The organism is Streptomyces sp. NPDC090108, assembly GCF_044747185.1.
Classification (GTDB): Bacteria; Actinomycetota; Actinomycetes; order Streptomycetales; family Streptomycetaceae; genus Streptomyces.
Window position 1 is genome coordinate 121,459 of sequence record NZ_JBIVDQ010000007.1, and the last position, 24,994, is coordinate 146,452.

Annotated in this window: 21 protein-coding genes, 2 pseudogenes, 1 CRISPR repeat array and 1 riboswitch (1 of these 25 cut by a window edge); of the genes and pseudogenes, 7 read left to right on the forward strand and 16 right to left on the reverse strand. The window is 71.4% G+C overall.

The genetic code is table 11. From position 1 onward, the window contains the following. Positions 1-318: direct repeats of the CRISPR family, unit length 29 nt (it extends 933 nt beyond the left edge of the window). Positions 319-328: 10 nt separating this feature from the next. The 3 genes and pseudogenes from ACIPRD_RS24520 to ACIPRD_RS24530 form a co-directional block, all read right to left on the reverse strand. After that, positions 329-537: pseudogene (locus tag ACIPRD_RS24520) on the reverse strand (IS5/IS1182 family transposase); the annotation flags it as partial. Positions 538-598: 61 nt separating this feature from the next. After that, entirely contained in the window at positions 599-1,555 is a 957-nt protein-coding gene (locus tag ACIPRD_RS24525; RefSeq protein WP_401565976.1) for a transposase family protein, read from the reverse strand. 65 nt (positions 1,556-1,620) lie between these two features. Continuing rightward, positions 1,621-1,728, reverse strand: a pseudogene (locus ACIPRD_RS24530) (IS5/IS1182 family transposase); the annotation flags it as partial. A 94-nt stretch (positions 1,729-1,822) separates the two neighbouring features. Between ACIPRD_RS24530 and ACIPRD_RS24535 the strand changes: the two are divergent. Next, a complete protein-coding gene (locus ACIPRD_RS24535) occupies positions 1,823-2,920 on the forward strand; it encodes a tyrosine-type recombinase/integrase (protein ID WP_401565978.1) in 1,098 nt (365 codons plus the stop codon). Here the strand turns inward: ACIPRD_RS24535 and ACIPRD_RS24540 are convergent. The 3 genes from ACIPRD_RS24540 to ACIPRD_RS24550 all read right to left on the reverse strand — a co-directional run bounded on the left by ACIPRD_RS24540 (position 2,901) and on the right by ACIPRD_RS24550 (position 7,131). After that, positions 2,901-4,268, reverse strand: coding sequence for a peptidase C39 family protein (locus ACIPRD_RS24540; protein WP_401565980.1), 1,368 nt, complete (start codon positions 4,266-4,268; stop codon positions 2,901-2,903). The genes ACIPRD_RS24535 and ACIPRD_RS24540 overlap by 20 nt on opposite strands. 324 nt (positions 4,269-4,592) lie before the next feature. After that, positions 4,593-6,134 carry an amino acid permease gene (locus ACIPRD_RS24545; RefSeq protein ID WP_356400501.1) on the reverse strand — a complete coding sequence of 514 codons (1,542 nt, stop codon included), beginning with the start codon at positions 6,132-6,134 and terminating at the stop codon, positions 4,593-4,595. Between the two features lie 40 nt (positions 6,135-6,174). After that, positions 6,175-7,131: a hypothetical protein gene (locus ACIPRD_RS24550; protein WP_356400499.1), complete on the reverse strand. Its 957-nt coding sequence runs from the start codon at positions 7,129-7,131 to the stop codon at positions 6,175-6,177. Between the two features lie 203 nt (positions 7,132-7,334). Here ACIPRD_RS24550 and ACIPRD_RS24555 point away from each other — a divergent pair, with 203 nt between their 5' ends. Both ACIPRD_RS24555 and ACIPRD_RS24560 read left to right on the forward strand, forming a co-directional pair. Then, entirely contained in the window at positions 7,335-8,003 is a 669-nt protein-coding gene (locus ACIPRD_RS24555; protein ID WP_401566456.1) for a uridine kinase, read from the forward strand. Positions 8,004-8,436: 433 nt separating this feature from the next. Beyond that, complete coding sequence (locus ACIPRD_RS24560; RefSeq protein WP_356400497.1) at positions 8,437-10,305, forward strand: AAA family ATPase; 1,869 nt, start codon at positions 8,437-8,439, stop codon at positions 10,303-10,305. Between the two features lie 69 nt (positions 10,306-10,374). On the opposite strand, the gene ACIPRD_RS24565 is transcribed toward ACIPRD_RS24560, so the two are convergent. The 9 genes from ACIPRD_RS24565 to ACIPRD_RS24605 all read right to left on the reverse strand — a co-directional run bounded on the left by ACIPRD_RS24565 (position 10,375) and on the right by ACIPRD_RS24605 (position 17,934). Then, entirely contained in the window at positions 10,375-11,460 is a 1,086-nt protein-coding gene (locus ACIPRD_RS24565) for a hemolysin family protein (RefSeq protein ID WP_356400495.1), read from the reverse strand. After that, entirely contained in the window at positions 11,457-12,791 is a 1,335-nt protein-coding gene (locus ACIPRD_RS24570; protein ID WP_356400493.1) for a hemolysin family protein, read from the reverse strand. The genes ACIPRD_RS24565 and ACIPRD_RS24570 overlap by 4 nt, the downstream gene beginning before the upstream one ends. A gap of 273 nt (positions 12,792-13,064) precedes the next feature. Continuing rightward, on the reverse strand, positions 13,065-13,532 hold the full coding sequence (locus ACIPRD_RS24575) for a PH domain-containing protein (protein WP_356400491.1): 468 nt from the start codon (positions 13,530-13,532) through the stop codon (positions 13,065-13,067). 15 nt (positions 13,533-13,547) lie between these two features. Beyond that, entirely contained in the window at positions 13,548-14,405 is an 858-nt protein-coding gene (gene hisG, locus ACIPRD_RS24580; protein WP_356400489.1) for an ATP phosphoribosyltransferase, read from the reverse strand. 59 nt (positions 14,406-14,464) lie between these two features. After that, complete coding sequence (locus ACIPRD_RS24585; RefSeq protein ID WP_401565984.1) at positions 14,465-14,737, reverse strand: phosphoribosyl-ATP diphosphatase; 273 nt, start codon at positions 14,735-14,737, stop codon at positions 14,465-14,467. A 33-nt stretch (positions 14,738-14,770) separates the two neighbouring features. Further along, positions 14,771-15,253, reverse strand: a complete 483-nt coding sequence (ribH, locus tag ACIPRD_RS24590; protein WP_401565986.1) for a 6,7-dimethyl-8-ribityllumazine synthase — start codon at positions 15,251-15,253, stop codon at positions 14,771-14,773. A gap of 49 nt (positions 15,254-15,302) precedes the next feature. Continuing rightward, on the reverse strand, positions 15,303-16,694 hold the full coding sequence (gene ribA / locus ACIPRD_RS24595; protein ID WP_401565989.1) for a GTP cyclohydrolase II: 1,392 nt from the start codon (positions 16,692-16,694) through the stop codon (positions 15,303-15,305). Continuing rightward, positions 16,691-17,332: a nicotinamide mononucleotide transporter family protein gene (locus tag ACIPRD_RS24600; protein ID WP_356400483.1), complete on the reverse strand. Its 642-nt coding sequence runs from the start codon at positions 17,330-17,332 to the stop codon at positions 16,691-16,693. The genes ribA and ACIPRD_RS24600 overlap by 4 nt, the downstream gene beginning before the upstream one ends. Then, positions 17,329-17,934 (reverse strand): riboflavin synthase, encoded by a 606-nt coding sequence (locus ACIPRD_RS24605; RefSeq protein WP_356400481.1) that lies wholly within the window; start codon positions 17,932-17,934, stop codon positions 17,329-17,331. Before ACIPRD_RS24605 ends, ACIPRD_RS24600 begins: the two co-directional genes overlap by 4 nt. Positions 17,935-18,092: 158 nt before the next feature. Continuing rightward, a riboswitch (FMN riboswitch) is annotated at positions 18,093-18,223 on the reverse strand. Positions 18,224-18,645: 422 nt separating this feature from the next. Here ACIPRD_RS24605 and ACIPRD_RS24610 point away from each other — a divergent pair. After that, the gene (locus ACIPRD_RS24610; RefSeq protein WP_401565993.1) at positions 18,646-19,389 is read left to right on the forward strand and encodes an SDR family oxidoreductase; all 744 of its coding nucleotides are present in this window, start codon (positions 18,646-18,648) and stop codon (positions 19,387-19,389) included. 225 nt (positions 19,390-19,614) lie between these two features. On the opposite strand, the gene ACIPRD_RS24615 is transcribed toward ACIPRD_RS24610, so the two are convergent. Next, positions 19,615-20,973 carry an ROK family transcriptional regulator gene (locus ACIPRD_RS24615; RefSeq protein WP_401565996.1) on the reverse strand — a complete coding sequence of 453 codons (1,359 nt, stop codon included), beginning with the start codon at positions 20,971-20,973 and terminating at the stop codon, positions 19,615-19,617. Positions 20,974-21,101: 128 nt separating this feature from the next. Here ACIPRD_RS24615 and ACIPRD_RS24620 point away from each other — a divergent pair, with 128 nt between their 5' ends. The 3 genes from ACIPRD_RS24620 to ACIPRD_RS24630 all read left to right on the forward strand — a co-directional run bounded on the left by ACIPRD_RS24620 (position 21,102) and on the right by ACIPRD_RS24630 (position 24,949). After that, positions 21,102-22,307: an MFS transporter gene (locus ACIPRD_RS24620; RefSeq protein WP_401565998.1), complete on the forward strand. Its 1,206-nt coding sequence runs from the start codon at positions 21,102-21,104 to the stop codon at positions 22,305-22,307. A gap of 247 nt (positions 22,308-22,554) precedes the next feature. Then, positions 22,555-23,961 carry a solute carrier family 23 protein gene (locus tag ACIPRD_RS24625; RefSeq protein ID WP_356400473.1) on the forward strand — a complete coding sequence of 469 codons (1,407 nt, stop codon included), beginning with the start codon at positions 22,555-22,557 and terminating at the stop codon, positions 23,959-23,961. A gap of 301 nt (positions 23,962-24,262) precedes the next feature. After that, entirely contained in the window at positions 24,263-24,949 is a 687-nt protein-coding gene (locus ACIPRD_RS24630) for a DUF5995 family protein (RefSeq protein ID WP_356400471.1), read from the forward strand. Positions 24,950-24,994: the final 45 nt, after the last annotated feature.

A 24,994-nucleotide genomic window follows, 5' to 3' on the forward strand; every position in this document is an offset into this window, starting at 1 on the left:
GGGGGTGGTCCCTGGGCGAGTGCGGGGGACGGCTGGACGCAGAAGGTGGTCCCCGCGCCTGCGGGGGTGGTCCCTGCCCGGCCTCCAGCCGCGCGTAGGTGTTGCCGTGGTCCCCGCGCCTGCGGGGGTGGTCCCACGTAGGGCCTGCCGTCCCAGGTGGCCTTCTCGTGGTTCCCGCGCCTGCGGGGGTGGTCCCGCGGTCCCGATCGGCCCCTCGGCGGGGTTCATGTGGTCCCCGCGCCTGCGGGGGTGGTCCCGTCATCATCGGACACCGCCCTCGATCGCCGTGGTGGTCCCCGCGCCTGCGGGAATGGTCCCCCGAAGGCGCGCGCAGGATGTCGTCGTAGCCGCGGTCGGCGAACAGAGAGTACGGGGCACGGCAAGATCTGCCGGTCCGGCCACGGAAAGGCGGAATTGCATCAGTATCGGCAAAAACTGGGTGACGTCATTGCGGTTGCCGCAGGACAGCGTGATGAGCGGGGCACCATGCCCGTCGGTGATCAAGCACTGTCTGAGCCTGCCCGACCCCGGTCGACCGACTAACGAGCTGGTGCACGGTAGGCGGTGAGGCGTAGCGGACTTCGACGGGGCTCGGTGTTCATCTCTGCCGTGCCGAGGTCAGGTCGACGGTCTGCTGGAGGGACAGCAGGGCGGCGATGGCTTGGACGGTGTCGCTCATGTGCTCGCGGCGGCCGAGGTGACGGGCCAGTGCTCGCCAGTTTTTCAGGTGGGCGATGCCGTGTTCGACGCGGATGCGTCGCGAGGAGTGCGCCTTGCGTTGCCTCGCGTACATCTCCTCGTACCAGTCCGGAGCGTTCTTCTTGAACTTACGGTGCGGTGGTGTCACTACCCGTCCACCGGTCTGCGCGCCCAGGCCCTGGTAGCCGGCATCGGCAAGGATCTCCACCGCGGGCCCATCGGCCAAGAGCCTGACCAGCCCCAACTGACGGGCCTGGGTGATGTCCGCACAGCTACCGGGCTTGGTCGGGCTACAGAACAGCACGCGTCCGTCCCCGTCGGTGACCACCATGGCTTTGACGGCGTTCTGCTTGCTCTTGCCAGAGATGAACTTGTCCCGGTCCTTGCGCCCGACAGCCGGGCGCCGGACCCGGATCTCGGTGCCATCGATGATCCCGGTCGTCCCGCTGGCACCGAGATGGTCAACAACCTCGGCCAGGGTCCGCAGCCGCACGTCCGGGCCGACAGTGCACCCCCGTTCGGCTAGCAGTGGCCGCACCTCGCCGATGGCCCGGGTGATGGTGGAGCGGTCCACGCCGAACCAGCAGGCCAACACGTCGTGCGTGGCCGCATGGCGGAGATGCACGAGCGTGGCCAGGAGCCGGTCGGCGAACACCAACTGGTGCTTCGCACCGGCGCCTACGGCCCGCTTACGCGGTCTGGACACGAGCTTGGCGTGGTGCCGCTCGTGCCACAACGGGCCTATCTCAGCGACAAGTTCAGCGATCACATCGACCGACAGGCCCGTGATCCTCCGGTCGCCGATGATCGCTGCACGACTCACGCTCCCCACCACTCGACCATGATCGACGATCACGTGCTCGATGCCTCACCGCCTACCGTGCACGAGCTCGTTAGGGGCCCGTATGGAGTCCACCGCTGGATCCCGGTGTGCAGCACATACAAGATCCCGCACAGCACTTCCCGGTCCGGCACTTGGTTGCGACGGGGATATCGGAACGTGTACTCCCACTGTGGCAGCAGCGACTCAGAATCGATTTGGCACGGCCGTCAAAATCCATAACATCACCACCGACGCGCAAAGAGGCTCGTCACAGGCGAGGCTGGCGAAAGGTGATGTCACATGGCGCAGATCATCGACAACGGCTCAGGAAGCGGTAGGCGATGGACCGTTCGATACCGCGAACCCGGGGGACGTTCGGCCCGGCAGCGTGAGAAGTCCTTCGAACGCAAGCGAGATGCCACCGACTTCGCAACGAAGGTCGAGAATGACAAGCGGGAGGGCGTGTACATCGATCCGGCGGCCGGCCGCATCTCCGTGCGCAAGTATGCAGAGGAGTGGCTCGATGCGAAGGAGGTGGCTCCTTCGACGGCAGAGGCGTACGAGCGGATCATGCGTCTCCACGTCATCCCGCACCTGGGCGGTCGGACAATCGCGGCCGTCACCACCGAGGACATAGAGAAGCTCTACGCTGCCTGGCGGCGTGCCGGCGCCTCCCCCAACACCATGGAGACACGCCGCATCCCACTGTCCGGACTGTTCGCCCACGCAACGCGTCACCGCCGCATCCGCGAGAGTCCAGTAATCAATTCGGAACTGCCTTCTGCCCCATCGAAGAGCGTCGACGAGAGGGCTCTGCCGTCCAGGGCCGAGATTACCCTCCTCGCTGACGCGATAGGCCCGAGGCTCTCACCCGCGGTGTGGCTGATGGCTCTGTCCGGACTCCGCATCGGTGAAGCTCTGGGCGTGTTCTCCGAAGATATTCAAGACGGGATTCTTCGTGTACGTCGACAGGTCATTCGCACGAAAGGTTCTTGTGGCAAGTACGAGGCGTTCTACGCCCCACTGAAGCACCGAAAAGAAGGGGAGTGGCGAGATGTTCCGATTCCGGAATCATTCCACGCCCTCGTTCCTCGCCTTCCGATCGTGAACAACGTGGAGGGGATGGTGAACCCGGACCTCGTCCGAAAATCCTGGAACCGCGCGATTCATCGGCTTGGGCTGCCTGCATACACACCGCACGACCTGCGGCACAAGTGGGCCACTGTCACGCTGAGCAACGGTGTCCCCATCCATGAAGTCTCCCGCTGGATGGGGCACCGGACGATCAGCGTGACCGTGGACCTCTACGGACACGTCACTCAGGATGGCGCCGACCGGTGCCGGGAGGTGGTCCGGCAGGCCTTCGACGAACCCACGGTCAGCGAACGCCGACCTTAGCGAGCGCGCGGTGCTGACTTGGTGCTGGGTTGGCGGGGAAGTAGAGGTAACAGACGCCACCCGTACCGCTTCTGACCTGGCCGTTTGCGTCGTATCGCTTGGTCCTGAGCCAGATGTTCTCGAACTCGCGCCGGACGTACACCCGGCGCACCTCCGGATCGCTGGGCGACGCGGGGTCGTTGGCGATCACGTCGCCGTCCGGGGTGAAGCCGATCACCGTCATCAGGTGGCCGGAGGTGCCGTAACCGGCGCCCGTCAGCTCGGTCTTGAGGAACGACTGGGACGTTATGGCCGGGATGCCCGCCGCGACCAGGCTCTCCAGTTCGGTGAGCGAGGCCAGCCGGGTCACGACGCCCTGGAGGCCCGGGTAGGTGGCGGCGTAGGCGGCGTTGAAGGGCCAGTTGCCGCAGCCCGTGTACTGGTAGTCGTAGGTGGACCGGGCCGCGTGATCGACCTGCGGGTCGGCGTAGGAGGGGTCCACCCAGGACAGCTGCTCGGGGGTGGGCCGGCCGCCCCAGTACTCGATGATCATCTGGGAGGAGGTGGGGCTGCACCAGGCCTCGCCGCCGTTGTCGTACTGCGGGTACTGGCCCTTGTGGATCTCCTGCGAGTAGCGCGGGACGGCCAGTTCCCGGGCGAGGCCGGGGGCGGAGGCGGGCACGGTGAAGCGGTCCGGGATGTCGGAACCCATCGCGCCGATCCGCCAGACCGTCGGGGTGAGGTGGGTGCCCGGCCTGCGGTACAGCGTCAGCCGCAGCCGGTACGACACCAGGCGCAGGCCGGTGCTCGCGTCGTCGATGGAGAAGGTGTCGGTCCAGATCGAGCTCTTGCCGTCGCTCTGGTCGTCCACCGAGGTCCGCTTGATGTCCTGGTCGCCGGCGGCCCAGCGGCCCATCACGTACCAGGGGGTGGCGGTGCCGTCGGTGTAGGTGCCCTGGAGCTCGACCTGGAGCCAGGTGCCGTCGGGGGTGTGCGCGTTCCAGGAGGCGATGACCTCGGTGGCGGGCACCCCCAGCGTGTGGACCGGGGAGGTCCAGGTGGCGTAGTCCCAGGCGGCGGTGGTGCCGGTGTGCGGGTCGGTGTAGTCGGTGCGGCCCGCGGCGGCGCCGATCACCAGGCCGGGGCGGGGGCCGGAGACGGCCCGCGTGCCTTCTCGGGAACCACGACGCCAGTCCTGGTACGTGGTCCAGGAGTGGTGGTCGATGGGCCGGGCCGGGGCCGGGCCGGGGTGTCCGCCGGCGGGCGCCTTCGCGGTGGCGGCGGCCGCGGGGACCGTACCTCCCACCACCGCGGCCGCGACCGCGGCGGCGAGGACGGCTCTGCGGGAAGGCTGTTGGGCTTGGCTCATGGGTGCGACTCCCCCAGGTGTCCGGGTCGGGACCGATCCGCTGCGCGGTTGTGGGCCAACTATGGAACAGCTGCCATGCCCCTGCCAGCACTTCAGCACATGCCACGCCATGAATATTGGTCTTGTCCGCTGAAAGAACGCGCGCTCACACGCGGGGCGGGCGGCCGTGGGCCCCCCGGCACAGAACGGTGGGCAGCCGCACACGGGACGGCCCCGGCACAGAACGGTGGGCAGCCGCGCACGGGACGGCCCCGGTGCGGGCGGGTCGCCGCGCACCGGGGCCGTGGGCCGGACGGGACGGGCCGGGGAACCGGCCCGGAGCCGTCAGACGAGGTCCATCGCCGCGACCTCGTCGGGGCGTCCGTAGCTGACCGGGCCCTGGAAACGGCGGCGGGCGGTGGCGAACCACCACACCGTGGCCACGAGGACGACGGCGGCCAGCGCGATCGGCGCGTAGTTGAAGGAGTCGACGGTGATCGGCGACGCCTGCGGCAGCATGAACAGGACGCTGCTGAGCACCGTCCAGATCACCGCGACCCAGCCGATGGGCCTGCCCCAGCGGCCCAGGTGCCACGGGCCGGGCTGGAAGTCGTTCCCGAGCCGCAGCCGCAGGAAGATCGGCACGGCGTAGGCGAGGAACAGACCGACCACGTTGACACTGACGATGGCGGTGAACGCCGTGTGCGACCACCAGCCCGGCACCACCAGGGCGAGCGAGCAGGCGACCGCGAGCCACACCGCCTTGACCGGGGTGCGGGTGCGCGAGGAGACCGAGTGCCACCAGCGGGAGCCCGGCATGGCGCCGTCCCGGGAGAAGGCGAAGATCTGCCGGGTGTTGCTGGTGAGGTTGGCGAGGCCGCAGAAGAGCATCGAGCCGATGACGATGAGCAGCATCACCTTGGCCATGCCCAGTCCGAGACCGTCGATCAGAATCTGGACGGGCGGAGCGGAGGAGCCGGCCACCTTGTCGTAGTCACTGATGCTGTAGACCAGTGCCAGCATCAGGATGAGGCCCGTGATCGCCGAATAGCCGATGGAACGGGTGATCCCCTTCGGCGCGTTGACCGTGGCCTGGACCGTTTCCTCGGACATGTGGAAGCTGCCGTCGAAGCCCGTGAAGGTCCAACTGGTGACGAGCAGGCCGAGCATGCCGCCGTAAAGGCCGCTCGTGAAGCCGGTGTTGTTCTCGAAATGCGTCACGAAGGACGCCGACTGATGGTGATCGGGCATCACGATGAGTGCGGCCACGATCACCACGAGTCCGATCAGCAGCCACCACACGGAAATGCGGTTCAGCAGGGCGACGAGCTGCACGGTGTAGGTGTTGGCGAGTCCCTGCAGCACGATGATCAGGGCGGTGATCAGGATCGTCTGGTGCACGGTCGGCTCGTACGAGGTCCACTGCAGGGCGACGAACGCCTGGATGAAGGTGGCGGCCGCGTAACCGGTGGCGGCCGTGCCGCCGATCTGACCGACGAAGTTCAGCCAGCCGGTGAACCACGACCAGGCACCCTTGTGGCGCTTGGCGAGTTTGCCCGCGGAGAAATACAGCGCGCCGCTCGTGGGATAGGCGGACGCGACTTCCGCCATGGCGGCGCCGATGAACAGCACCATGATGGAGACGCCTATCCAGCCGAACACGAGAATGCGGGGTCCACCCGCGTTCATTCCGTATCCGAAGGACGAGAAGATTCCTGAGAGAATGTTGATGATGGTGAAGGAGATCGCGAAATTGTCGAACGCCTTGAATCGGCGTGTGAGTTTTCTCGGATAACCCATCTCGTGCAGAGTCGCGTCATCGTCCAGCACTACGGCGTCCTCATCCCCACGGGACTTCGCCCATGGCGCCGATATCCGTTCCGACACTGTTCTACCTTTCTCCGGGAGGGACAGAGCACGTGCGGGGTCAGGCGGGTCCGGGAACGGCCAGTCCGCAGGCGCGCCGGGCCCGGGAGAGCTGCTCGGCGGGCTCGCCGAAGGCACTCCAGGGCATGCGCGAGGCGTACGGACCCATCTCCGCGAAGACCGCCCGGGCCTCGAACTCGCGCTGGCCCATGACCAGTGCGTGCGCGAGGTAGGCAAGGTCGAGCACCGGGGTGAAGCGGTAGCCGGCCACCTGGGGCAGCCAGTTGTGGTAGATCGCCAGCGCCGCCGCGCGCCACTGGGGCTGTTCCCAGACGCGGTCGGCGAGCAGCTGGGTGGGGTTGTAGCTCTCCACCAGGGCCACCAGTGGCAGCAGACGCAGGTCGGAGTCGGCCGGCGCCCGCTGGCTGAGGAACGCGGCCACGTCCCAGGCCGCGTTGACCGAGCCGCCGTGACGGGTGAAGAAGAAGGACAGGAAGCGGTGGTGCCCCTCCCGGTTCCAGGGGTCGAGGGAGAGGATGTGCGCGAACAGGCGCCAGGGCCCGGGCGGCGCGGTGAGCAGCCCCTTCGGCGCGGGCTCGCGCAGCCGGTGCAGCCGGGCCATGGTCAGCTTGGCGACCCAGGGCGTCGGGTCCTCGGGAGCCAGCTCGGCGGCCCGCTCACAGGCGGTCAGCGCGATCCGCTCCAGCGCCTCGGCGCGTTCGTCGCGCGAGTCGGCGGCCCGCATCGCGCGCTGGACGGCGACCCGGGCCCACATCAGCGCGGCCTCGGGCGACGGCTCCTCGGACAGCCAGCGCTCGACCAGATCGCTGCCGGCCGCCTCGGACGCCAGGACCAGTGAGCGGTGGGAGCGCAGGCCGAAGTCGGCGCGCGTCTCGGCGAGGGCTTCACAGGCGTATCGATAACGGCCCGCTCGCACATCGACGCATACGTTCGCCAGGACACGGTCGTCGGCCGCCGGATGCCACACGTAGTGCCCTTCGAATAACCCCGCGGCCATGTTCTCCTGTCCGTCCCTTACGGCGCATCGCAGTTGCGCAGGAGGCACCTTACTCAGGGGTCGGCACAGCGGGAACGCCGAGATTCACAAATCGGTCAGCCGATTCCGAATGTTTATCGGTTCCATTGACCGGCGGTCAGCCAGTGGTTCGGGGAGCGGCGTTCCCGTGCCCGCGGAGCCGTCCAGTATGGGCCGCTACTACACTGTTTCCGGAGAACTCCCCCACACCGCACCACACCTCAGGAATCGCCATTCACGACCTCGCCGCCCGCCTGCGCGGACTCCCCCCGTCCCTGGGGCCGGTCCGGCTGGTCGGCGTGGACGGGCACGCGGGCTCCGGGAAGTCCACGTTCGCCGCCAGGCTGGCCGCGGCGCTCGGGGGCGCGCCGGTGCTGCACCTCGACGACATCTCCGGGCACGAACAGCTCTTCTCCTGGACCGGCCGGCTGCTGGCCGAGGTGATCGGGCCCCTCGGCCGGGGCGAGACCGCGCGGTACGCCCCGTACGACTGGACGGCCCGCGCCTTCGGTCCCCCGCGCCCGCTGCCGCCCGCCCCCGTGGTCGTGATCGAGGGGGTCGGCGCGGGCCGCCGGGCCCTGCGGCCCCATCTGGCGCGGCTGCTGTGGATGGAGCTGCCCAGGGAGGAGTCCTGGGCGCGCGGGCGGTCGCGGGACGGCGCGGAACAGAGCGCGTTCTGGGCGGAGTGGGTCCGGGCCGAGTGCGCGCACTTCGCCGGCGACCCCTCACGCCCCCGTGCCGATCTCCTGGTACGGCAGACACCAGAGGGGTACGAGGTGCTGCCGGGACCCGCCGCGAGCCCGTTTCCCTCCCTCTTCCTCACTCACCGTGACGGCTCGTCCGCGGTGTGGTGAACTTGTGAAGACCTTCCCGGCCGAAGTTCTCCGAGTGCCCCAACTCTGCTTGACCCGGCGGCCGTACAGGACTTACGTTCTGAATGTGCGGCCTATCGGAGCCGCCCCGCAGACGCGAAGCCCCCGGTTGTTCCCCCGTGATCGGGGGCTTCGTTCTGCCCTCACCCCCTCTTCATGGCGCCCTCGCGCACTCGTACGCTTACCCTCGGTCACCGGGGGCTGGTACGCCCCGTCTGCTCCCACCTCGTGGAACGACCGGTACGGCACCCTTCGGCGCGGGGTGGTACCGCGGGTACGATGCCCTCGGTGCGACCTACGAGCTGCTGCCTCGCGCACCTGCAACTCCGGTCCGCGGCACAGCGGTTCGACCGCGGCAGCCGTCGGGCGCTCGCTCGGTGGTGAACCAACGGGGGCACGCTCTGTGGGGGACGTGATGGACTTCGGCACGCAGGGCCCCGAGGCCCCTGCCGACCTCGCCTGGCTGCGAGGGGTGGACGCCTACACGATGGGCGCCTATCCGCAGGCGGAGGAGGAGTTCCGCGCCGCGGCGCGGATCGACCCGGGGATGGCGGACGCCTGGCTCGGGCTGCACGCGCTGCGCGTGGACACGACGACGGCGCTGCTCAGGATGTTCCGGCACCGGGACCGGTTCGGGGAGCAGCGCGCCCGGCACGGCCGGACCCTGAACTCCTGGTACTGGCTGGGCTGGTGGGTGCAGCCGGTGCTGGAGAGCCCCCGGGACCTGCTGCTGGCGCACGCCTCGCACTGGCTGGACGGCAGGCACGTCCCGGAACTGGACCGGGCCCTCGCCGGGCTGCCGCCCGTCGACACCGACCCGCAGGTCCGCTTCCTGCACGCCTGCCGGTCCTACCTCGTCAAGGACTGGGACCAGCTGGTCCGGCACACCGACCCACTGGTCGACGACACCCTGCTCGGCATCGAGGCCGGTCTCTTCGGCGGCATGGCCCGGGTGCGGCTGGAGATGTTCGGGCAGGCCGAGCCGCTGCTGTCGGCGGCGCTGATGAGATGCCGCAGCGAGCAGCCGCAGCGCAAGGAGCTGCGGTACTGGCTGGCGCGGGCGCACGAGGGCACCGGACGCAGCGCCGCGGCGCTCCCCCTGTACCGGGCGGTGCACCGGGCGGACCCCGCCTTCATGGACACCTCGGCACGGCTCGCCGCGATCGCCGAGGGGGACGGCTACGACGATCCGGCCGACTTCGCCGCGATCACGCTGGCCGGCGCCGGCCAGGACTCCGTGGACGGACCCGACTGTCTCGATCCCTTCTTCGGCACCGAGGGCCGCGACCTGCGGATGCCGGAACCGGATCTGCCGACGGGGCCGCTGCCCTCCGCCGCCGGTCCGCCGGTGCGCACCAAGAGCGGGATGCCGTCGGCCTCCTCGGCGCTGCCGGCGGGACCCACCGACCCGGGGCTGCTGGAGGAGGCGCTCGCGGAACTGGAGCGGATGGTCGGGCTCGAACCGGTCAAGCGCCAGGTCAAGGCGCTGTCGGCGCAGCTGAACATGGCGCGGCTGCGGGCCGGTCAGGGGCTGCCGGTGCAGCCGCCGAAACGCCACTTCGTCTTCTCCGGACCGTCGGGCACCGGGAAGACCACGGTCGCCCGCATCCTCGGCCGGGTCTTCTACGCCCTCGGGCTGCTCGGCGGCGACCATCTGGTGGAGGCCCAGCGGGCCGACCTGGTCGGCGAGTACCTGGGGCAGACGGCCGTGAAGGCCAACGAGCTGATCGACTCCGCGATCGGCGGGGTGCTGTTCGTGGACGAGGCGTACTCGCTGTCCAACTCCGGGTACGGCAAGGGCGACGCGTACGGTGACGAGGCGCTGCAGGTCCTGCTCAAGCGCGCCGAGGACAACCGCGACCACCTCGTGGTGATCCTGGCCGGCTATCCCGAGGGCATGGACCGGCTGCTGGCCGCCAACCCCGGTCTCTCCTCCCGCTTCACCACCCGCGTGGACTTCCCGTCCTACCGGCCGCAGGAGCTCACCGAGATCGGCAGGGTGCTCGCCGCCGAGAACGGGGATCTGTGGGACGACGAGGCTCTGGAGGAGCTGCGGTCCATCGCCGGGCACGTCGTCGACCAGGGGTGGATCGACGAGCTGGGCAACGGCCGCTTCCTGCGGACGCTGTACGAGAAGAGCTGCGCGTACCGGGATCTGCGGCTGTCGGTGTATCCGGGCGCGCTGTCCCGGGACGACCTCGCCACGCTGCGCCTGCCCGATCTGATGCAGGCCTACGGCGAGGTGCTGTCGGGGCGCGGCCCGCAGGACCCGTCGGCCATGTAGCGGCCGCGGGCCCCGGGCCGCCCCGGCCGTGACCGGCGCCTTCGCGCCGGCCACGGCGGCACGCGGCCGCTACCCGGCCATCGCGCCCTCGGGCTCTCCGCTCGTCCTGGCTCCGGTGACCGTCTGCTCGGGGATGTCCCGGTGGGCGGGGTCGCGGACCTCGCCCACGAGCAGCTCCAGGACGTCCTCCAGGGCGACGAGCCCCAGCACCTTGCCGAAGGGGTCGGCGACCTGGGCCAGATGGGTGGCGGCCCGCCGCATGACGGTCAGCGCGTCGTCCAGCGGCAGCTCCGCGCGGAGCGTGGCCATCGGGCGCCAGAAACGCTGGGGGACGGCACGGTCGGAGTCCTCGAGGTCCAGGACGTCCTTGACGTGGACGAACCCCATGAACGGTCCCGTCTCCGCGGCGACCGGGAAGCGGGAGTAACCCGTGCGGGCCGTCAGCTCGACGATCTCCCCCGGCGTCACCGACGGAGGCACCGTCACCAGCGACTCACGCTTGAGCAGGACGTCGGTGACCGGGCGGGATCCCAGCTCCAGGGCGTCCTCCAGCCGCTCCTGCTCCTCGGGGGCGAGCAGACCGGCCTGGCCGGAGTCCTCCAGCAGACGGTTGAGCTGCTCGCTGGTGACGACGGCCTCGACCTCGTCCTTGGGCTCCACCCGGAAGAGCCGCAGGATGCCCTGGGCGCAGGCGCCGAGGACCACGGTGACCGGTCCGCAGACCCGGGCGAAGTACACCAGGCCGGGGCTGAGCCACAGCGCGGCCTTCTCGGGCGCGGCCATGGCGAGGTTCTTCGGCACCATCTCGCCGATGACGAGGTGGAAGAAGACCACCGCGGCCAGGGCGATCGCATAGCCCAGCGGGTGGATCACCCCCTCGGGAAGGCCGGCCGTCTCGAACAGCGGCTCCAGCAGGCGGGCCACCGTCGGTTCGGCGACCGCGCCCAGCGTGAGGGAGCACACGGTGACGCCGAACTGCGCGGCGGCCATCATCTGCGGCAGCCGCTGCAGGCCGTACAGCACCTGGCGGGCCTGCGCCGTGCCGAGCGGTTCGATCTGGCTGCGGCGGACCGAGACCAGCGCGAACTCGGCGGCGACGAAGAATCCGTTGGCGAGCACGAGCAGCGCCGCGAGGAACAACTGCAGGACGCTCATCGCACGGCCTCCACGGCACTCGCGGCCGGGGCCGTACGGACCAGGCGGACCCGTTCGGCGCGGTAGTGGCCGACCTGGCGCACGGAGAGCCGCCAGCCGGGCAGCTCGGCCCGGTCGCCGGGGGCCGGGATCCGGCCGAGCAGGTCGGCGACCAGCCCGGCGACGGTCTCGTACGGCCCCTCGGGCGCGTCGAGGCCGATGCGCCGCAGGACGTCCACGCGGCAGCCGCCGGACACGTCCCAGGCGGGCCTGCCGTCCTCGGGCGGGGCGGAGGCCAGTTCGGGCATGTCCTGGCGGTCGTGCTCGTCGCGGACCTCGCCGACGAGCTCCTCGACGATGTCCTCCAGGGTGACCACGCCCGCCGTGCCGCCGTACTCGTCGACGACGACCGCGATGGGCTGCTCGCTGCGCAGCCGGGTGAGCAGGGGCTGGACCGGCAGCGTCTCGGGCACGAGCAGCGCCTTGCGGGCGATGCGGCCCACGGGGGTGCGCAGGCGCTCGTGCGCCGGGATCGCGAGCGCGTCCTTGAGGTGGGCCATGCCGACGATCTCGTCGATCTTCTCCCGGTAGACGGGGAAGCGGGACAGACCGGTGGCGCGGGTGAGGTTGACCACGTCCTCGGCGGTGGCCGAGGCCTGAAGGGCGCTGACCTTCACGCGAGGGGTCATCACGTGCTGCGCGGTGAGGTCGCCGAGGGACAGGGTGCGGACGAACAGGTCGGCCGTGTCCTGCTCCAGGGCGCCGGCCTGTGCGGAGTGGCGGGCCAGGGAGACGAGTTCGCCCGGGGTGCGGGCGGAGGCCAGCTCGTCGGCGGGTTCGACGCCGAGGGCGCGCACCAGCCGGTTGGCGACCGTGTTCAGCGCGGCGATCACCGGCCGGAACAGGCGGGAGAAGTGGTGCTGCGGTCCGGCCACGACGCGTGCGACCTGGAGCGGCTTGGAGACCGCCCAGTTCTTGGGCACGAGTTCGCCGATCACCATCTGGATCGCCGAGGCGAGCAGCATGCCGGTGACCACGGCGACACCGGAGACGGCGCCCCCGGGGACGCCGAGCGCGGCGAAGGGGCCGCTCAGCAGATCGGCCAGGGCCGGTTCGGCGAGCATGCCGACGACCAGGGAGGTGATGGTGATGCCGAGCTGGGTGCCGGAGAGCTGGAAGGAGAGTTCCTTCAGCGACTCCACGACCGTGCGGGCGCGCTTGTCGCCCTCGGCCGCCGCCTTCTCGGCGTCCGGGCGCTCGACCGTCACCAGGCCGAACTCGGCCGCCACGAAGAATCCGTTGGCGAGGATCAGCAGGAGAGCCGCTCCGAGGAGCAGCAGGGGGTCGGTCATGATGCCGCCGCCTCCGCACAGCCGCGGAACGGGTCCGCGGTATGTCGGCAGGGGGCGGCGCAGGTACTACAGGACGATCCGTCCATCGCCGGAGAGGGTCACTCCTCGGGTAGCAGGAACCCCTGTGCGCCGGGCGTGGCGCTCCAGGGGTGGGGGCGTGACGAAAAAAGCCTCCGCCACCAGATTAATCAAGACCGGGGTCGGTGCGGCAGGGTGGACAACCCTGAACCGGCCCCGAACCGGACCCCGAGAGGGCCCGGAGGCTGTCCCGGCTCAGCCCTGACGGGGCTCCGGATCCCTGTGGGACCGCTGCTCCACGAGAGTGCGCAGGGCCCGTGCGTCGGCGATGGCGCGCTGCCGTGCGATGCCCGGCTGGATGCCGAGGGCCGGCAGGCTGGTGCCGTCGCTGAGGTCGAGGAACACCCAGGGGTCGCCGGTACGGAGATTGACCCGGACGATCTCGGCCCACTCCAGCCGCCGCCTGCTGACGATGTTCACGACGGTGACACCGGTCTCGTCGGCGACGACCCGGACCCGGGCGAGCTGGGCCAGCACCCAGAAGATCAGTGCCCCGGTGAGGACGAAGGTGAACCGGTCCCCCGGGCCGAAGTCCTCCAGCAGCGTCGAGATCGCGGTGAGCACCAGGAAGATCACGACACCGGCGGTGAGCAGGACGGCCCGGGTGTGACCCGGCCGGAAGGTGACGGGGAGGGCGGGAACGCCGGCAGGAGCGTCGGACACGGTGTTCTCGGTCCCTCAGAGGCGGCAGGCGTGGATGGCCGTGGTGAGGATGGCGCGGGCGCCGATCTCGTACAGGTCGTCCATGATCCGCTGGGCCTCCTTGGTGGGGACCATGGCGCGGACGGCGACCCAGCCCTCGTTGTGCAGCGGGGAGACGGTCGGGGACTCCAGGCCGGGGGTGAGGGCGACGGCCTTCTCCAGCTGCTCGACCCGGCAGTCGTAGTCCATCATCACGTACGTCCGCGCGACCAGGACGCCCTGGAGGCGGCGCAGGAACTGCTGCACCTTGGGCTCGGTGGCCTCGTCGGTGTGCGGGCCGGTGCGGCGGATGACGACGGCCTCGGAGGTCATGATCGGCTCGCCGAAGACCTCCAGGCCCGCGTTGCGCAGCGAGGTGCCGGTCTCGACGACGTCGGCGATGACCTCGGCGACGCCCAGCTCGATGGCGGTCTCGACCGCGCCGTCGAGGTGGACGACGGCGGCGTCCACGCCGCGCTCGGCGAGGTGGCCCGCGACGATGCCCTCGTAGGAGGTGGCGACCGTCCTGCCCTTGAGGTCCTCGACGCTGTCCGCGGTGCCGGGCTTGGCGGCGAAGCGGAAGGTGGAGCGGGCGAAGCCGAGCGGGAGGATCTCCTCGGTCTCGGCGCCGGAGTCGACCAGCAGGTCGCGGCCGGTGATGCCGATGTCGAGGCGGCCGGAGGAGACGTAGATCGCGATGTCGCGGGGGCGGAGGTAGAAGAACTCGACCTCGTTCACCGGGTCCACGACCCGCAGTTCCTTGGACTCACGGCGCTGCCGGTAGCCGGCCTCATGCAGCATCTCCCCCGCAGGTCCGGACAGGGAACCCTTGTTGGGGATGGCGATGCGCAGCATGAGGTCGGCTTCCTTCGTCGTGACGGGTCGGTGCGGTTGTGGTTCGGCCGGGGTGCGGCTCAGAGGTGGGCGTAGACGTCGTCCAGGGAGATTCCCCGGGCAACCATCATCACCTGGACGTGGTAGAGCAGCTGCGAGATCTCCTCGGCGGCTGCTTCCTTGCCCTCGTACTCGGCGGCCATCCAGACCTCGGCGGCCTCTTCGACGACCTTCTTGCCGATGGCATGGACACCCTTGCCGACCAGTTCCGCGGTGCGAGAGGTGGTGGGATCGCCGGTGGCTGCCTTGTGCTGGAGCTCGGTGAAGAGCTCCTCGAACGTCTTCTTGGACATGGTGGTCCTAACCCTACGCGCTCCGGCGGTGCCTCAGTGCCAGGGTTCGGAGACCGAGCGCAGCGTGGCCGCGGTCGCGACGGCCGCGGTCACCGCCTCGTGGCCCTTGTCCTCGGTGGAGCCCTCGATGCCGGCGCGGTCCAGGGCCTGCTCCTCGTTGTCGCAGGTGAGCACCCCGAAGCCGACGGGCACACCGGTCTCGACGGCGACCTGGGTGAGGCCGTTGGTGACGCCCTGGCAGACGTAGTCGAAGTGGGGGGTGCCACCGCGGATGACGACGCCGAGGGCGACGACCGCGTCGTACCGTGCGGCGAGGACCTTCGCGGCGACCGGCAGCTCGAAGGTGCCGGGGACCCGGATGAGGGTCGGCTCGTCGATGCCCAGTTCGTGCAGGGCGCGCAGGGCGCCGTTCACCAGTCCGTCCATCACCTTCTCGTGCCACTGCGCCGCGATGACGGCGACCCTGAGGTCGCTCGCGTTGCGTACGGACAGTTCCGGTGCACCCTTGCCGCTCACGTCTCTCCTAAGTGTTCTTTCGTGTACTTCTCGCCGCTGGTGGGCGCGGCTACCGCGGGCCGCCTGCGGCCGCGGGGGCCGGCGCGTCCAGCCAGGGCAGGTCGTGCCCCATCCGGTCCCGCTTGGTGCGCAGGTACCGGAGATTGTGCTCGCCGGCCTGGACGGGCATCGGTTCGCGGCCGGTGACGCCGAGGCCGTGCCGGAGCAGCGCCTCGGTCTTCTCGGGGTTGTTGGTCATCAGGCGCAGGCTGCGGACGCCGAGGTCGGCGAGGATCCGCGCGCCGGCGGCGTAGTCCCGGGCGTCGGCGGGCAGGCCGAGCTCCAGGTTGGCGTCGAGCGTGTCGTGGCCCTGCTCCTGGAGTTCGTAGGCGCGCAGCTTGGACAGCAGTCCGATGCCGCGGCCCTCGTGTCCGCGCAGGTAGACGACGACACCGCGGCCCTCGTCCTGGATGCGGGCGAGCGAGGCGTCGAGCTGGGGGCCGCAGTCGCAGCGCAGCGAGCCGAAGACGTCACCGGTGAGGCATTCGGAGTGGACCCGGACCAGGACGTCCTCGCCGTCGCCGATCTCGCCGTGGACGAGGGCGACATGCTCGACGCCGTCGGCGGCGGACCGGTAGCCGTAGGCGGTGAAGGTGCCGTGGCGGGTGGGCAGACGGGTCTCGGCCTCGCGGCGGACGACGGGCTCGCCGGCGTGACGGACCGCGGGCTCACCGCCCTGGCGGACGGTGGGCTCGCCGCCCTGGCCAACGGTGCGCTCGCTGCCGCGGCGGTAGGCGATCAGGTCCTCGATGGAGATGATCGTCAGGCCGTGCTTGCGGGCGAACGGGATCAGCTCGGGCAGGCGCAGCATGCGCCCGTCCTCGCCGGCGATCTCCACGATGGCGCCGGCCGGCCGCAGGCCGGCGAGCCGGGCGAGGTCGACGGCGGCCTCGGTGTGGCCGTTGCGGACCAGGACGCCGCCGGGCCTGGCGCGCAGCGGGAAGATGTGGCCGGGGCGGACGAAGTCGGCGGGTCCGGCGGTGCCGGTGGCCAGCAGCCGGAGCGTGGTGGCGCGGTCGGAGGCCGAGATGCCGGTGGTGACGCCGTGGGCCGCGGAGGCGTCCACGGTCACGGTGAACGCGGTCTTCATCGACTCGGTGTTGTCCGCGACCATCTGCGGCAGCTGGAGCCGGTCGAGTTCGTCGCCCTCCATGGGGGCGCAGATCAGGCCGCGGCACTCGGTCATCATGAACGCGACGATCTCGGGGGTCGCCTTCTCGGCGGCGATGACGAGGTCGCCCTCGTTCTCCCGGTCCTCGTCGTCCACGACGACGATCGGGCGGCCGGCCGCGATGTCGGCGACGGCCTGCTCGACCGGGTCGAGCCGGAAGGTGACGAGGTCGTCGGTGGCGTCGGGCGCGACGGTGGCGTCGGTGCCGTACAGCGGGGGTGCCGAGGTCATGCCGGGGCTCCTTCCAGGACGGGCTGCGAGCCCCTGCGGGAGCGCAGCCACCAGTCGCGCATGCCCCACAGGACGAGTGCGCCGTAGATGACGTAGACGAAGCCGGAGAAGGCGTAGCCGTTGGCGAAGTTGAGGGGCACGCCGACGACGTCGACGAGCAGCCAGGCGAACCAGAACTCGACCATGCCCTTGGCCTGCGCGTACATCGCGACGATGGTGCCGACGAAGATGTAGGCGTCGGGCCAGGGGTCCCAGGACAGCGCCGGGTAGGCCTGGAAGAGCAGGGCCACGGCGACCGTGCCGGCGCCGGCGGCGGCGAGCATCGCGGCCCGCTCGCGCCAGGAGGCGAACCGGGGCGCGATATGGCCGTCGGCGCCCTGGCCCCTGCCGCGGTTCCACTGCCAGAAGCCGTAGACGGCGACGGCCATGACGACCGCCTGCTTGCCGGCGCTGCCGGTCAGGTGGCCGTAGAAGGCGGCGAAGAGGACGAGGCCGGAGACGAACTGGACCGGCCAGGTCCACAGGGAGCGCCGCCAGCCGAGGGCGAGGGCGGCCAGGCCGAAGATGTTGCCGGTCATGTCCGACCAGAGGATGTGCTGGCCGAACAGGGTGAACGCCTCGGAGTTGAGCGTGTTCACCGTCGGTCCCCCTGTCCGGCCGCGAGCAGGCGCTCCACGTACTTGGCGATGACGTCGACCTCGAGGTTGACCGGGTCGCCGGGCTGCTTGTGGCCGAGCGTGGTCAGGGCGAGGGTCGTCGGGATGAGGCTGACCGTGAAGTGGTCGGGGCCCGCCTCGACGACCGTGAGGCTGATGCCGTCGACGGTGATGGAGCCCTTGTCCACGACATACCGGGAGAGGTCCGCGGGCAGCGAGATCTTGACGATCTCCCAGTTCTCGGAGGGCGTGCGCTCCAGCACCAGTCCGGTGCCGTCGACGTGGCCCTGCACGATGTGGCCGCCGAGGCGCGCGCCCACGGCGGTGGGGCGCTCCAGGTTGACGCGGGAGCCGACGGTGAGGGCGCCCAGGCTGGAGCGCTTCAGCGTCTCGGCCATGACGTCGGCGGTGAATTCGTCGCCCTCGTGCTCCACGACGGTGAGACAGACGCCGTTCACGGCGATGGAGTCGCCATGCTGTGCGCCCGCGGTCACCACGGGGCCGCGGAGCCGGAAACGGGAGGCGTCGTCGAGGGTCTCGACGGCGGTGATCTCACCAAGCTCTTCGACGATTCCGGTGAACACTTCCCGGGTCCTCCTGCCTCATTCGGGCACGGACTCCGGGGCCTGTCGATGACGACAGATCGAACGGCCGGCGCATACCGGGGACGACGCCGCAGGGACCCGTCCGCGTGCGGACAGGACCGGAATACGGCGGCGTGCACACAAGGCATGCCCGCCCGCCGCGCACTGCCTCCCATCCGGACTTTAACCGTCGGTCCAGGAATTTCACCTGGTCAACCGGCCGCTGGAAGCGACCGGGTCGCGGACTGTAACCGCCGGTTCGGACTTTCACCGACCCCGGAGTGCGCTGCTTCTGGTACATGGTCAGTGTGCCACGCCCGCCGTCCGGCCATACAGGCGGCGGGTGTGGAGTGGCTCACAGTCCGCACCCCCGGGCTTGCGCTGCGCGACCGCTTGCGCCAACTCCCGCACAGGGGAAGGAGATTGATTGTGGTCCGGACTAATTGACCTTAGTGGTCTAGTCCTTTAGGGTGCGGACGGGCCCGGTGGCGGTGACGACGGCCCTTGCCCGCCGCCGGGCCGCCGATCTCCGGCGGCCGCCCGACGGCATGTCACGTTCCCGGGTGTCACGTCTCCCGATTTCACGTCTCCGGATGTCACGTCTCCGGATGTCACGTTTCCGGATGTCACGTTTCCGGGGGTCCGCACGGTCTCGAAGGTGAGGGGCGCTTCCGGCCGGGAGCGTCCGGATCCGGAGGGACGGAAGACAACATGACCACGATCGTGGTGACCGGCGGGACCGGCACACTCGGACGGCTCGTCACCCAGCGGCTGGAGGCGGACGGCCACGAGGTCCGGGTGCTCAGCCGCAGCGCCCGGCCGCACGCCGTCGACCTGCGGGAGGGCGGACCCGCCCTGGACGCGGCCCTCGCCGGCGCCGGGACGGTGGTGCACTGCGCGAGCAGTCCGCGGGGCGGCGACGAGCGGGCCGCGGAACATCTGATCGCCGCCGCGCGGCGGGCCGGGGTGGAACACCTCGTGTACATCTCGATCGTCGGCGTCGACCGGGTGCCGTTCGGCTACTACCGGTCCAAGCTGGCGGTCGAGCGACTGGTCGAGAACTCCGGGATCGGCTGGACCGTGCTCCGTGCGACCCAGTTCCACGATCTGCTCCTCACCCTGTTCCAGGGCCTGGCCAAGGCGCCGCTGATCCCGGTCCCCGCCGGGGTGTCCGACCAGCCGGTGGAGGCGGCCGAGGTCGCCGACCGCCTGGCCGGCGCCGCCCTCGGGGCTCCGGCGGGCCGGCTGCCGGACATGGGTGGACCCGAGGTGCGGTCCATGGCCGACCTGGCCGGGGCGTACGTCCGGGCCACGGGCCGGCGCCGGCCCGTGGTGAACGTCCCCCTGGCCGGCCGGGCCTACCGCGCCTTCCGCGCGGGCGGCCACCTGACGCCCGGACGGGCGGTGGGGAAGGCGACCTTCGAGGACTACCTGGGGCGGCGGTTCGGGAGCTGAGCGCCGGGGCGTTCGGCGGGGGCTCTCCGGTGAGGCCGGGGGCCGGGGTGCCTCGCCGGGCGTCGCGGGGCCGCGAGGACCGTAGAGACCGGTCGTAACGGGGCTGCGAACACCGGGAAGACCGGTCGCCGCGGGGCCGCGAACACCGGGAAGACCAGGGCGACCGAGGTGACCGGGAAGACAGGGCCCGCGGAGATCGGGCAGAGCAGATCGGCCCCGGGGCGTTCAGCGCGGGGGCGGAGCGAACAGCTCGTCCTGGGCCCGGTCGCGGGCCGTCAGGAGGGCGCCGCGCAGGACGGCGGTGCCGCCCAGCGTGCTCGCCCGCACCTCGGTGACCAGCGGTGACATCCGGCGCAGCCGCTCCTCGACGAGACCGGCGAGGAGCGCTCCCCCGGCCTGTCCGACCTCTCCGCCGAGCACCACGCACCCGGGGTCGAGGATCGCGGTGACGGAGGCGGCCCCGACGGCGATCCGGTCGGCGAGGGCACCGAGGAAGCGTGCGGCGCCCTCCCCGGCCCCCGCCGCGGTCGCCGCCGTCGCCGCACCGGATCCCGTCGCCGTCACCGCGCGGGTGTCCGCACCCTTCGTCGCACCGGAGTCCGCACGCATCGCCACACCGGGTTCCGCTCCGGTCGCCGCGGCGGCGGCCCCCACCGCTGTCACCGCCCCGGCGACCACTTCCGCCGCGCCGGGGCCGTCCGTCGTCCCCGGCGCGGGCAGGCCGCAGCTCCGCGCGAGGGATCCGATCGCGGCCGCGCCGGCCAGCGAGTGGAATCCGCCCTCGCAGTCCGTGGCGGAGGGCAGGGACACCGTCCCCGGTACCGGCAGGAAGCCGATCTCGCCGGTGCCCCCGGAGGCCCCGCGGCGCAGCCGGCCGTCGAGGACGACGGCGGCGCCGACGCCATGACCGAGCCAGAGCAGGACGAAGGTGTCGCGGTCCCGGGCCGCGCCCTCGCGCTGCTCGGCCACGGCGGCGAGGTTGGTCTCGTTCTCGACGGTGACCCGGGCCCGTGGCAGCCGTTCCTGGAGGGCCGCGGCCAGGCGCCGGTGCCACAGGGGCAGGCCGCCGGAGTCACGGAGGTCGCCGGTGGCCGGGTCGACGAGGCCGGGGGCTCCGATGCCGACGGTGTGCAGACTCCCCCACCCCTGTCCCCCCTCGGGCGGCGCCGGCGCGGTGCCCGCCTCTCCCATCGCCCGCTCCACCGCCGCCACCGCCCGCTCGACGGCCGGTCCGGTGCCGAGGTCGTCGCCGACCGGCACGGAGACCTCGGCGAGCACCCGTCCGACCAGGTCGGACACGAGCACGAGCACCCCCTCGGTGCGTACGTCGAGCGCGGCGAGCCGGGCCCGGTCGGCCACGATGCCGTACAGCCGGGCGTTCGGGCCCCGGCGCTGTTCGCCGGACTCCCCGACCACCGTGATCAGGCCGGAGGCGGTGAGCCGTTCGACGAGGTCGGCGACCGTCGGCCGGGACAGCCCGGTCAGCTGCTTCAGCCGCCCCGCCGTCAGCGGGCCTTCCTGTTGCAGCAGTCCCAGGGCGAGCCGGTCGTTGATGGCCCGGGCGGTGCTCGGTGATGCGGGCATGGCGGGATTCTTCCAGCAGGGGACGGCCGTCAGGTCCTCTTTCTATCAGGCAGGGTCCCTGATAATTTACGCCCGGTACGGCACGGGCAGCACGGCAACTCCCGGGAGGGGACCGGAACATGGGTGACATGGGCCGCACGCGGGACGAGGTGAGGCGCGCACGGTGGGCCGTGGCGGCCGTGTTCGCCGTGCACGGGGCCGTGACCGGCTCCTTCGCGACCCGCGTGCCCTGGGTCCGGGAGCACGCCTCGCTCGGCACCGGCCGGCTGGGGTTCGCACTGGCCTTCACGGCGTTCGGCGCCTCCTGCGCGATGCCGCTGGCGGGCCGGATCAGCCACCGTTTCGGCAGCCGCACGGCGCTGCGCGGACTGCTCGCCCTGTGGACGCTGTCCCTGGTCCTGCCCTCGCTGGCGCCGAACCTGTACACGCTCTGCCTGGCGATGTTCGTCTACGGCGCGACCGCCGGCATGGCGGACGTCGCGATGAACGCGCTCGGTGTCGAGATCGAGCAGCGGCTCGGCAGGTCGATCATGTCCGGGCTGCACGGCATGTGGAGCGCGGGCGCGCTGATCGGTTCGGCCGGCGGCACGCTCGCGGCCCACCTCGGCGCCGACGCGCGCACGCACTTCGCGTTCGCCGCCGCCGTGCTCACCCTGCTCGGCACGGTGGCCTGTGCCTGGGTGCTCGACGTGCAGCCGGCCGAGGACGAGGAGCCGCCGCCGCGGTTCGCGCCGCCGCCCCGTTCGGCGCTGCTGATCGGCGCGGTCGGCTTCTGCGCGGTGTTCGCGGAAGGAGCGAGCCTGGACTGGTCGGCGGTGTTCCTGCGGGACCGGCTGGATACCTCGGCCGGGCTCGCGGCGGCCTCGACGACCGGGTTCATGCTGACCATGGCCGTGGCCAGGATCGCCGGGGACGCGGTGGTGAACCGCTTCGGCGCGGTGCGCACCGTGCGGGCCGGCGGGGTGCTGGCCGGGCTGGGCGGCGTGCTGGTCGTCGTCGCGGGGCATCCGGCGGTGGCCATGACCGGCTTCGCGCTGATGGGGCTGGGCATCGCCGTGGTCGTCCCGCTGTGCTTCGCGGCGGCCGGACACGCCGGGCCGAACCCCAGTCTCGCGATCGCGGGTGTGGCGACCATCACGTACACCTCGGGTCTGATCGCGCCCGGCCTGATCGGCGGGGTGGCGCAGGCGACCAGTCTGACGGTCTCGTTCTGCGTGGTGACCGTGCTGGCCGGCGGGCTCGCCGTGTTCGCGGGCGTGCTGCGTACCGCGGGGGGTGGCGCGCGGGCCGATTCCGGTGCGCGGGCCGCGGCCGTACCGGACCCGCGGGCCTGACTCCGCGTCCCGGCTGCGGCCGGGACGGTGCCGGGCGCACCCGGACGCACCGGCGTCGCAGGCCCCGCCGCCGGACGCACCCGCCTCGGGCGCACCCGGCACCGGAAGGGGCTCCGCCGCGCGGCCGCGGCGGGGGAAACCGGCCGTGAAAGCGGCTCACCAGGGGGACCGTGCGGACAAAGTGACGTCGGATACCCCTGACAATGGTGCGGACCGTCTTCATGTACAGAGAAAGCGAAACCCCACCATGGACCTCGGCGTGCGCTGGAAGCTGCACGGTGACGGGAAGACTCCCGCACCCGGAGCGGTGGTACGCCCCGACGAGAGGCTCACCTGGCCACGCACGGTGGGCCTGGGCGCCCAGCACGTCGTGGCGATGTTCGGAGCCTCCTTCGTCGCCCCCGTGCTCATGGGCCTGGACCCCAACCTGGCCATCATGATGTCGGGCGTGGCGACCGTCATCTTCCTGCTCGCCACGCGCGGCCGGGTGCCCAGCTACCTCGGCTGCTCGCTGTCCTTCGTGGGCGTGGCCGCCGTGATCCGCGCGCAGGGCGGCACCAGCGCGACCGTGACCGGCGCCATCCTGGTGGTCGGTGTCGTGCTGTTCCTGGTCGGGCTCGCGGTGCAGCGCTTCGGCGCGCGGATCATCCATGCCGCGATGCCGCCGATCGTCACCGGCGCGGTCGTCATGCTGATCGGTTTCAACCTGGCTCCGGTGACCGCCTCGACCTACTGGCCGCAGGACCAGTGGACGGCGCTGCTGGTCATGCTCTTCACCGGTCTGGCCGTCGTCTGCCTGCGCGGTTTCTGGTCGCGCATCGCGATCTTCCTCGGCCTGGTGTTCGGGTACGGCATCTCCTGGCTCTTCGACCGGGTCTTCGGCAAGATCCACTCGAACGACGGCAGCGGCAAGGTCACCGACCACTGGCGGCTGAACCTCTCCGGCGTGGGCAAGGCCGACTGGATCGGTCTGCCCCACTTCCACGGTCCGGCCTTCCACTGGTCGGCGATCCTCGTCGCGCTGCCGGTCGTGATCGCCCTGGTCGCGGAGAACGCGGGCCACGTCAAGGCGGTCGGCGAGATGACCGGCGACCCGCTGGACGACAAGCTGGGCACGGCGATCTCGGCGGACGGCATCGCCTCCGTGCTGTCGACCGCGGTCGGCGGTCCGCCGAACACCACCTACTCCGAGAACATCGGCGTGATGGCCGCGACCCGGGTCTACTCCACGGCCGCGTACTGGGCCGCCGCCTTCTTCGCCCTGCTCTTCGGCGTCTGCCCGAAGTTCGGCGCGGTCGTCGCCGCGATCCCGGGCGGTGTCCTCGGCGGCATCACCGTCATCCTGTACGGCATGATCGGCCTGCTGGGCGCCCAGATCTGGCTGCACGGCAAGGTCGACCTGCGCAACCCCCTGAACCTGGTGCCGGCCGCCGCGGGCATCATCATCGGCGTCGGCAACGTCACCATGAAGTTCTCCGACAACTTCTCCCTGAGCGGCATCGCGCTGGGCACCCTGGTCGTCATCACCGGCTACCACGCCCTGCGCGCCTTCGCCCCGGCCCACCTCAAGCAGCAGGAACCGCTGCTGGACGAGGGCACGTCGTCGTACGACGACTCCGAGGAGGGCGGCACGTCGTCGCCCGAGCGGCAGTAGCGGGACAGTCATCCGGCCACGGGGCCGGGCGGCCGGGAGCGTCCTTGTACGGATGCCCCGGCGGCCCGGCCCCGTGCCGTTTGCCCAGCCCCCTGGCCCCCGCTCCCCTGGCCCCGCTGCCCCTTGCCTCCAGGCTCCCCTGGCCCCGCTCCCCCCTGCCTCCTGGCGCCCCTGGCCCCGTTCTCCTCGCCCTGTTCCCCGCGCCTCCGCGCCCCCGCGCCGCTCGCCCCGGTTCCCCCGTTCCGGGGAAGCGGCGGGCCGGTCGGCGCGCGGGCGGGTCCGGGGCTGCGAACCTTCCCCCATGGCGCAGCCGGAGCACCTCACCACACCTCTCGACGCCGTCCTGTCCCGCATGCGCGCGCTCGATGCCGAGCTGCCGGAACGGGACGGGGTCGCCGTGTTCAACCGCGTCTATCTGACCGTCACCGAGGAGGTCGGACGGCGGCTGGACGCCGGGGCGTTCACGGATCCGGGAGCGGCGGTCACGCTGGACGTCCGGTTCGCCGCGCGCTATCTGTCGGCGGTCGACACCGCCGCCCGGGACCGCCGGCCGCCCGCCTGCTGGCGGCCCCTGTTCCAGCTGCGCCGCCATCCCGGGGTGGCGCCGCTGCAGTTCGCCCTGGCCGGCATCAACGCCCACATCGGGCACGACCTGGCACTCGCCGTGGTGGACAGCTGCCGTTCCCTGGGCTGTGAACCGGCCGACCTGGAGGACGAGTTCGACCGTGTGGGCGATCTGCTCGTCGCGCTGGAGGAACACGTCCGCGAGGAGCTGATGCCCGGCCCCGATCTGCTCCAGCTCGCCGACCCGCTCACCCACCTGCTGGGTTCGTGGAGCCTGGAGCGGGCCAGGGACGCGACCTGGTCGGCGGCCCGCGCCCTGTGGGCCCTGCGCCGCTGCGGGAACCTGGCCGAGGAGTTCACCGAGCGCCTGGACGCGGCGGTCGGCTTCGCGGGCCGGATGCTGCTCACCCCGCTCCGCGACTGACGCGGCCGGATTCCGCCCCCGTCCGGCGTAGAGGGGGAACCACCC

Bases quoted from the DNA above. Each gene is read 5' to 3' on its own strand.
- ACIPRD_RS24630 (WP_356400471.1), top strand. From the start codon at position 24,263: ATGGCGCAGCCGGAGCACCTCACCACACCTCTCGACGCCGTCCTGTCC.
- hisG (WP_356400489.1), bottom strand. From the start codon at position 14,405: ATGCTGCGCATCGCCATCCCCAACAAGGGTTCCCTGTCCGGACCTGCG.
- ACIPRD_RS24615 (WP_401565996.1), bottom strand. From the start codon at position 20,973: ATGCCCGCATCACCGAGCACCGCCCGGGCCATCAACGACCGGCTCGCC.
- ACIPRD_RS24585 (WP_401565984.1), bottom strand. From the start codon at position 14,737: ATGTCCAAGAAGACGTTCGAGGAGCTCTTCACCGAGCTCCAGCACAAG.
- ACIPRD_RS24625 (WP_356400473.1), top strand. From the start codon at position 22,555: ATGGACCTCGGCGTGCGCTGGAAGCTGCACGGTGACGGGAAGACTCCC.
- ACIPRD_RS24535 (WP_401565978.1), top strand. From the start codon at position 1,823: ATGGCGCAGATCATCGACAACGGCTCAGGAAGCGGTAGGCGATGGACC.
- ACIPRD_RS24610 (WP_401565993.1), top strand. From the start codon at position 18,646: ATGACCACGATCGTGGTGACCGGCGGGACCGGCACACTCGGACGGCTC.
- ACIPRD_RS24560 (WP_356400497.1), top strand. From the start codon at position 8,437: ATGGACTTCGGCACGCAGGGCCCCGAGGCCCCTGCCGACCTCGCCTGG.
- ACIPRD_RS24540 (WP_401565980.1), bottom strand. From the start codon at position 4,268: ATGAGCCAAGCCCAACAGCCTTCCCGCAGAGCCGTCCTCGCCGCCGCG.
- ribA (WP_401565989.1), bottom strand. From the start codon at position 16,694: ATGACCTCGGCACCCCCGCTGTACGGCACCGACGCCACCGTCGCGCCC.
- ACIPRD_RS24550 (WP_356400499.1), bottom strand. From the start codon at position 7,131: ATGGCCGCGGGGTTATTCGAAGGGCACTACGTGTGGCATCCGGCGGCC.
- ACIPRD_RS24565 (WP_356400495.1), bottom strand. From the start codon at position 11,460: ATGAGCGTCCTGCAGTTGTTCCTCGCGGCGCTGCTCGTGCTCGCCAAC.
- ACIPRD_RS24620 (WP_401565998.1), top strand. From the start codon at position 21,102: ATGGGCCGCACGCGGGACGAGGTGAGGCGCGCACGGTGGGCCGTGGCG.
- ACIPRD_RS24570 (WP_356400493.1), bottom strand. From the start codon at position 12,791: ATGACCGACCCCCTGCTGCTCCTCGGAGCGGCTCTCCTGCTGATCCTC.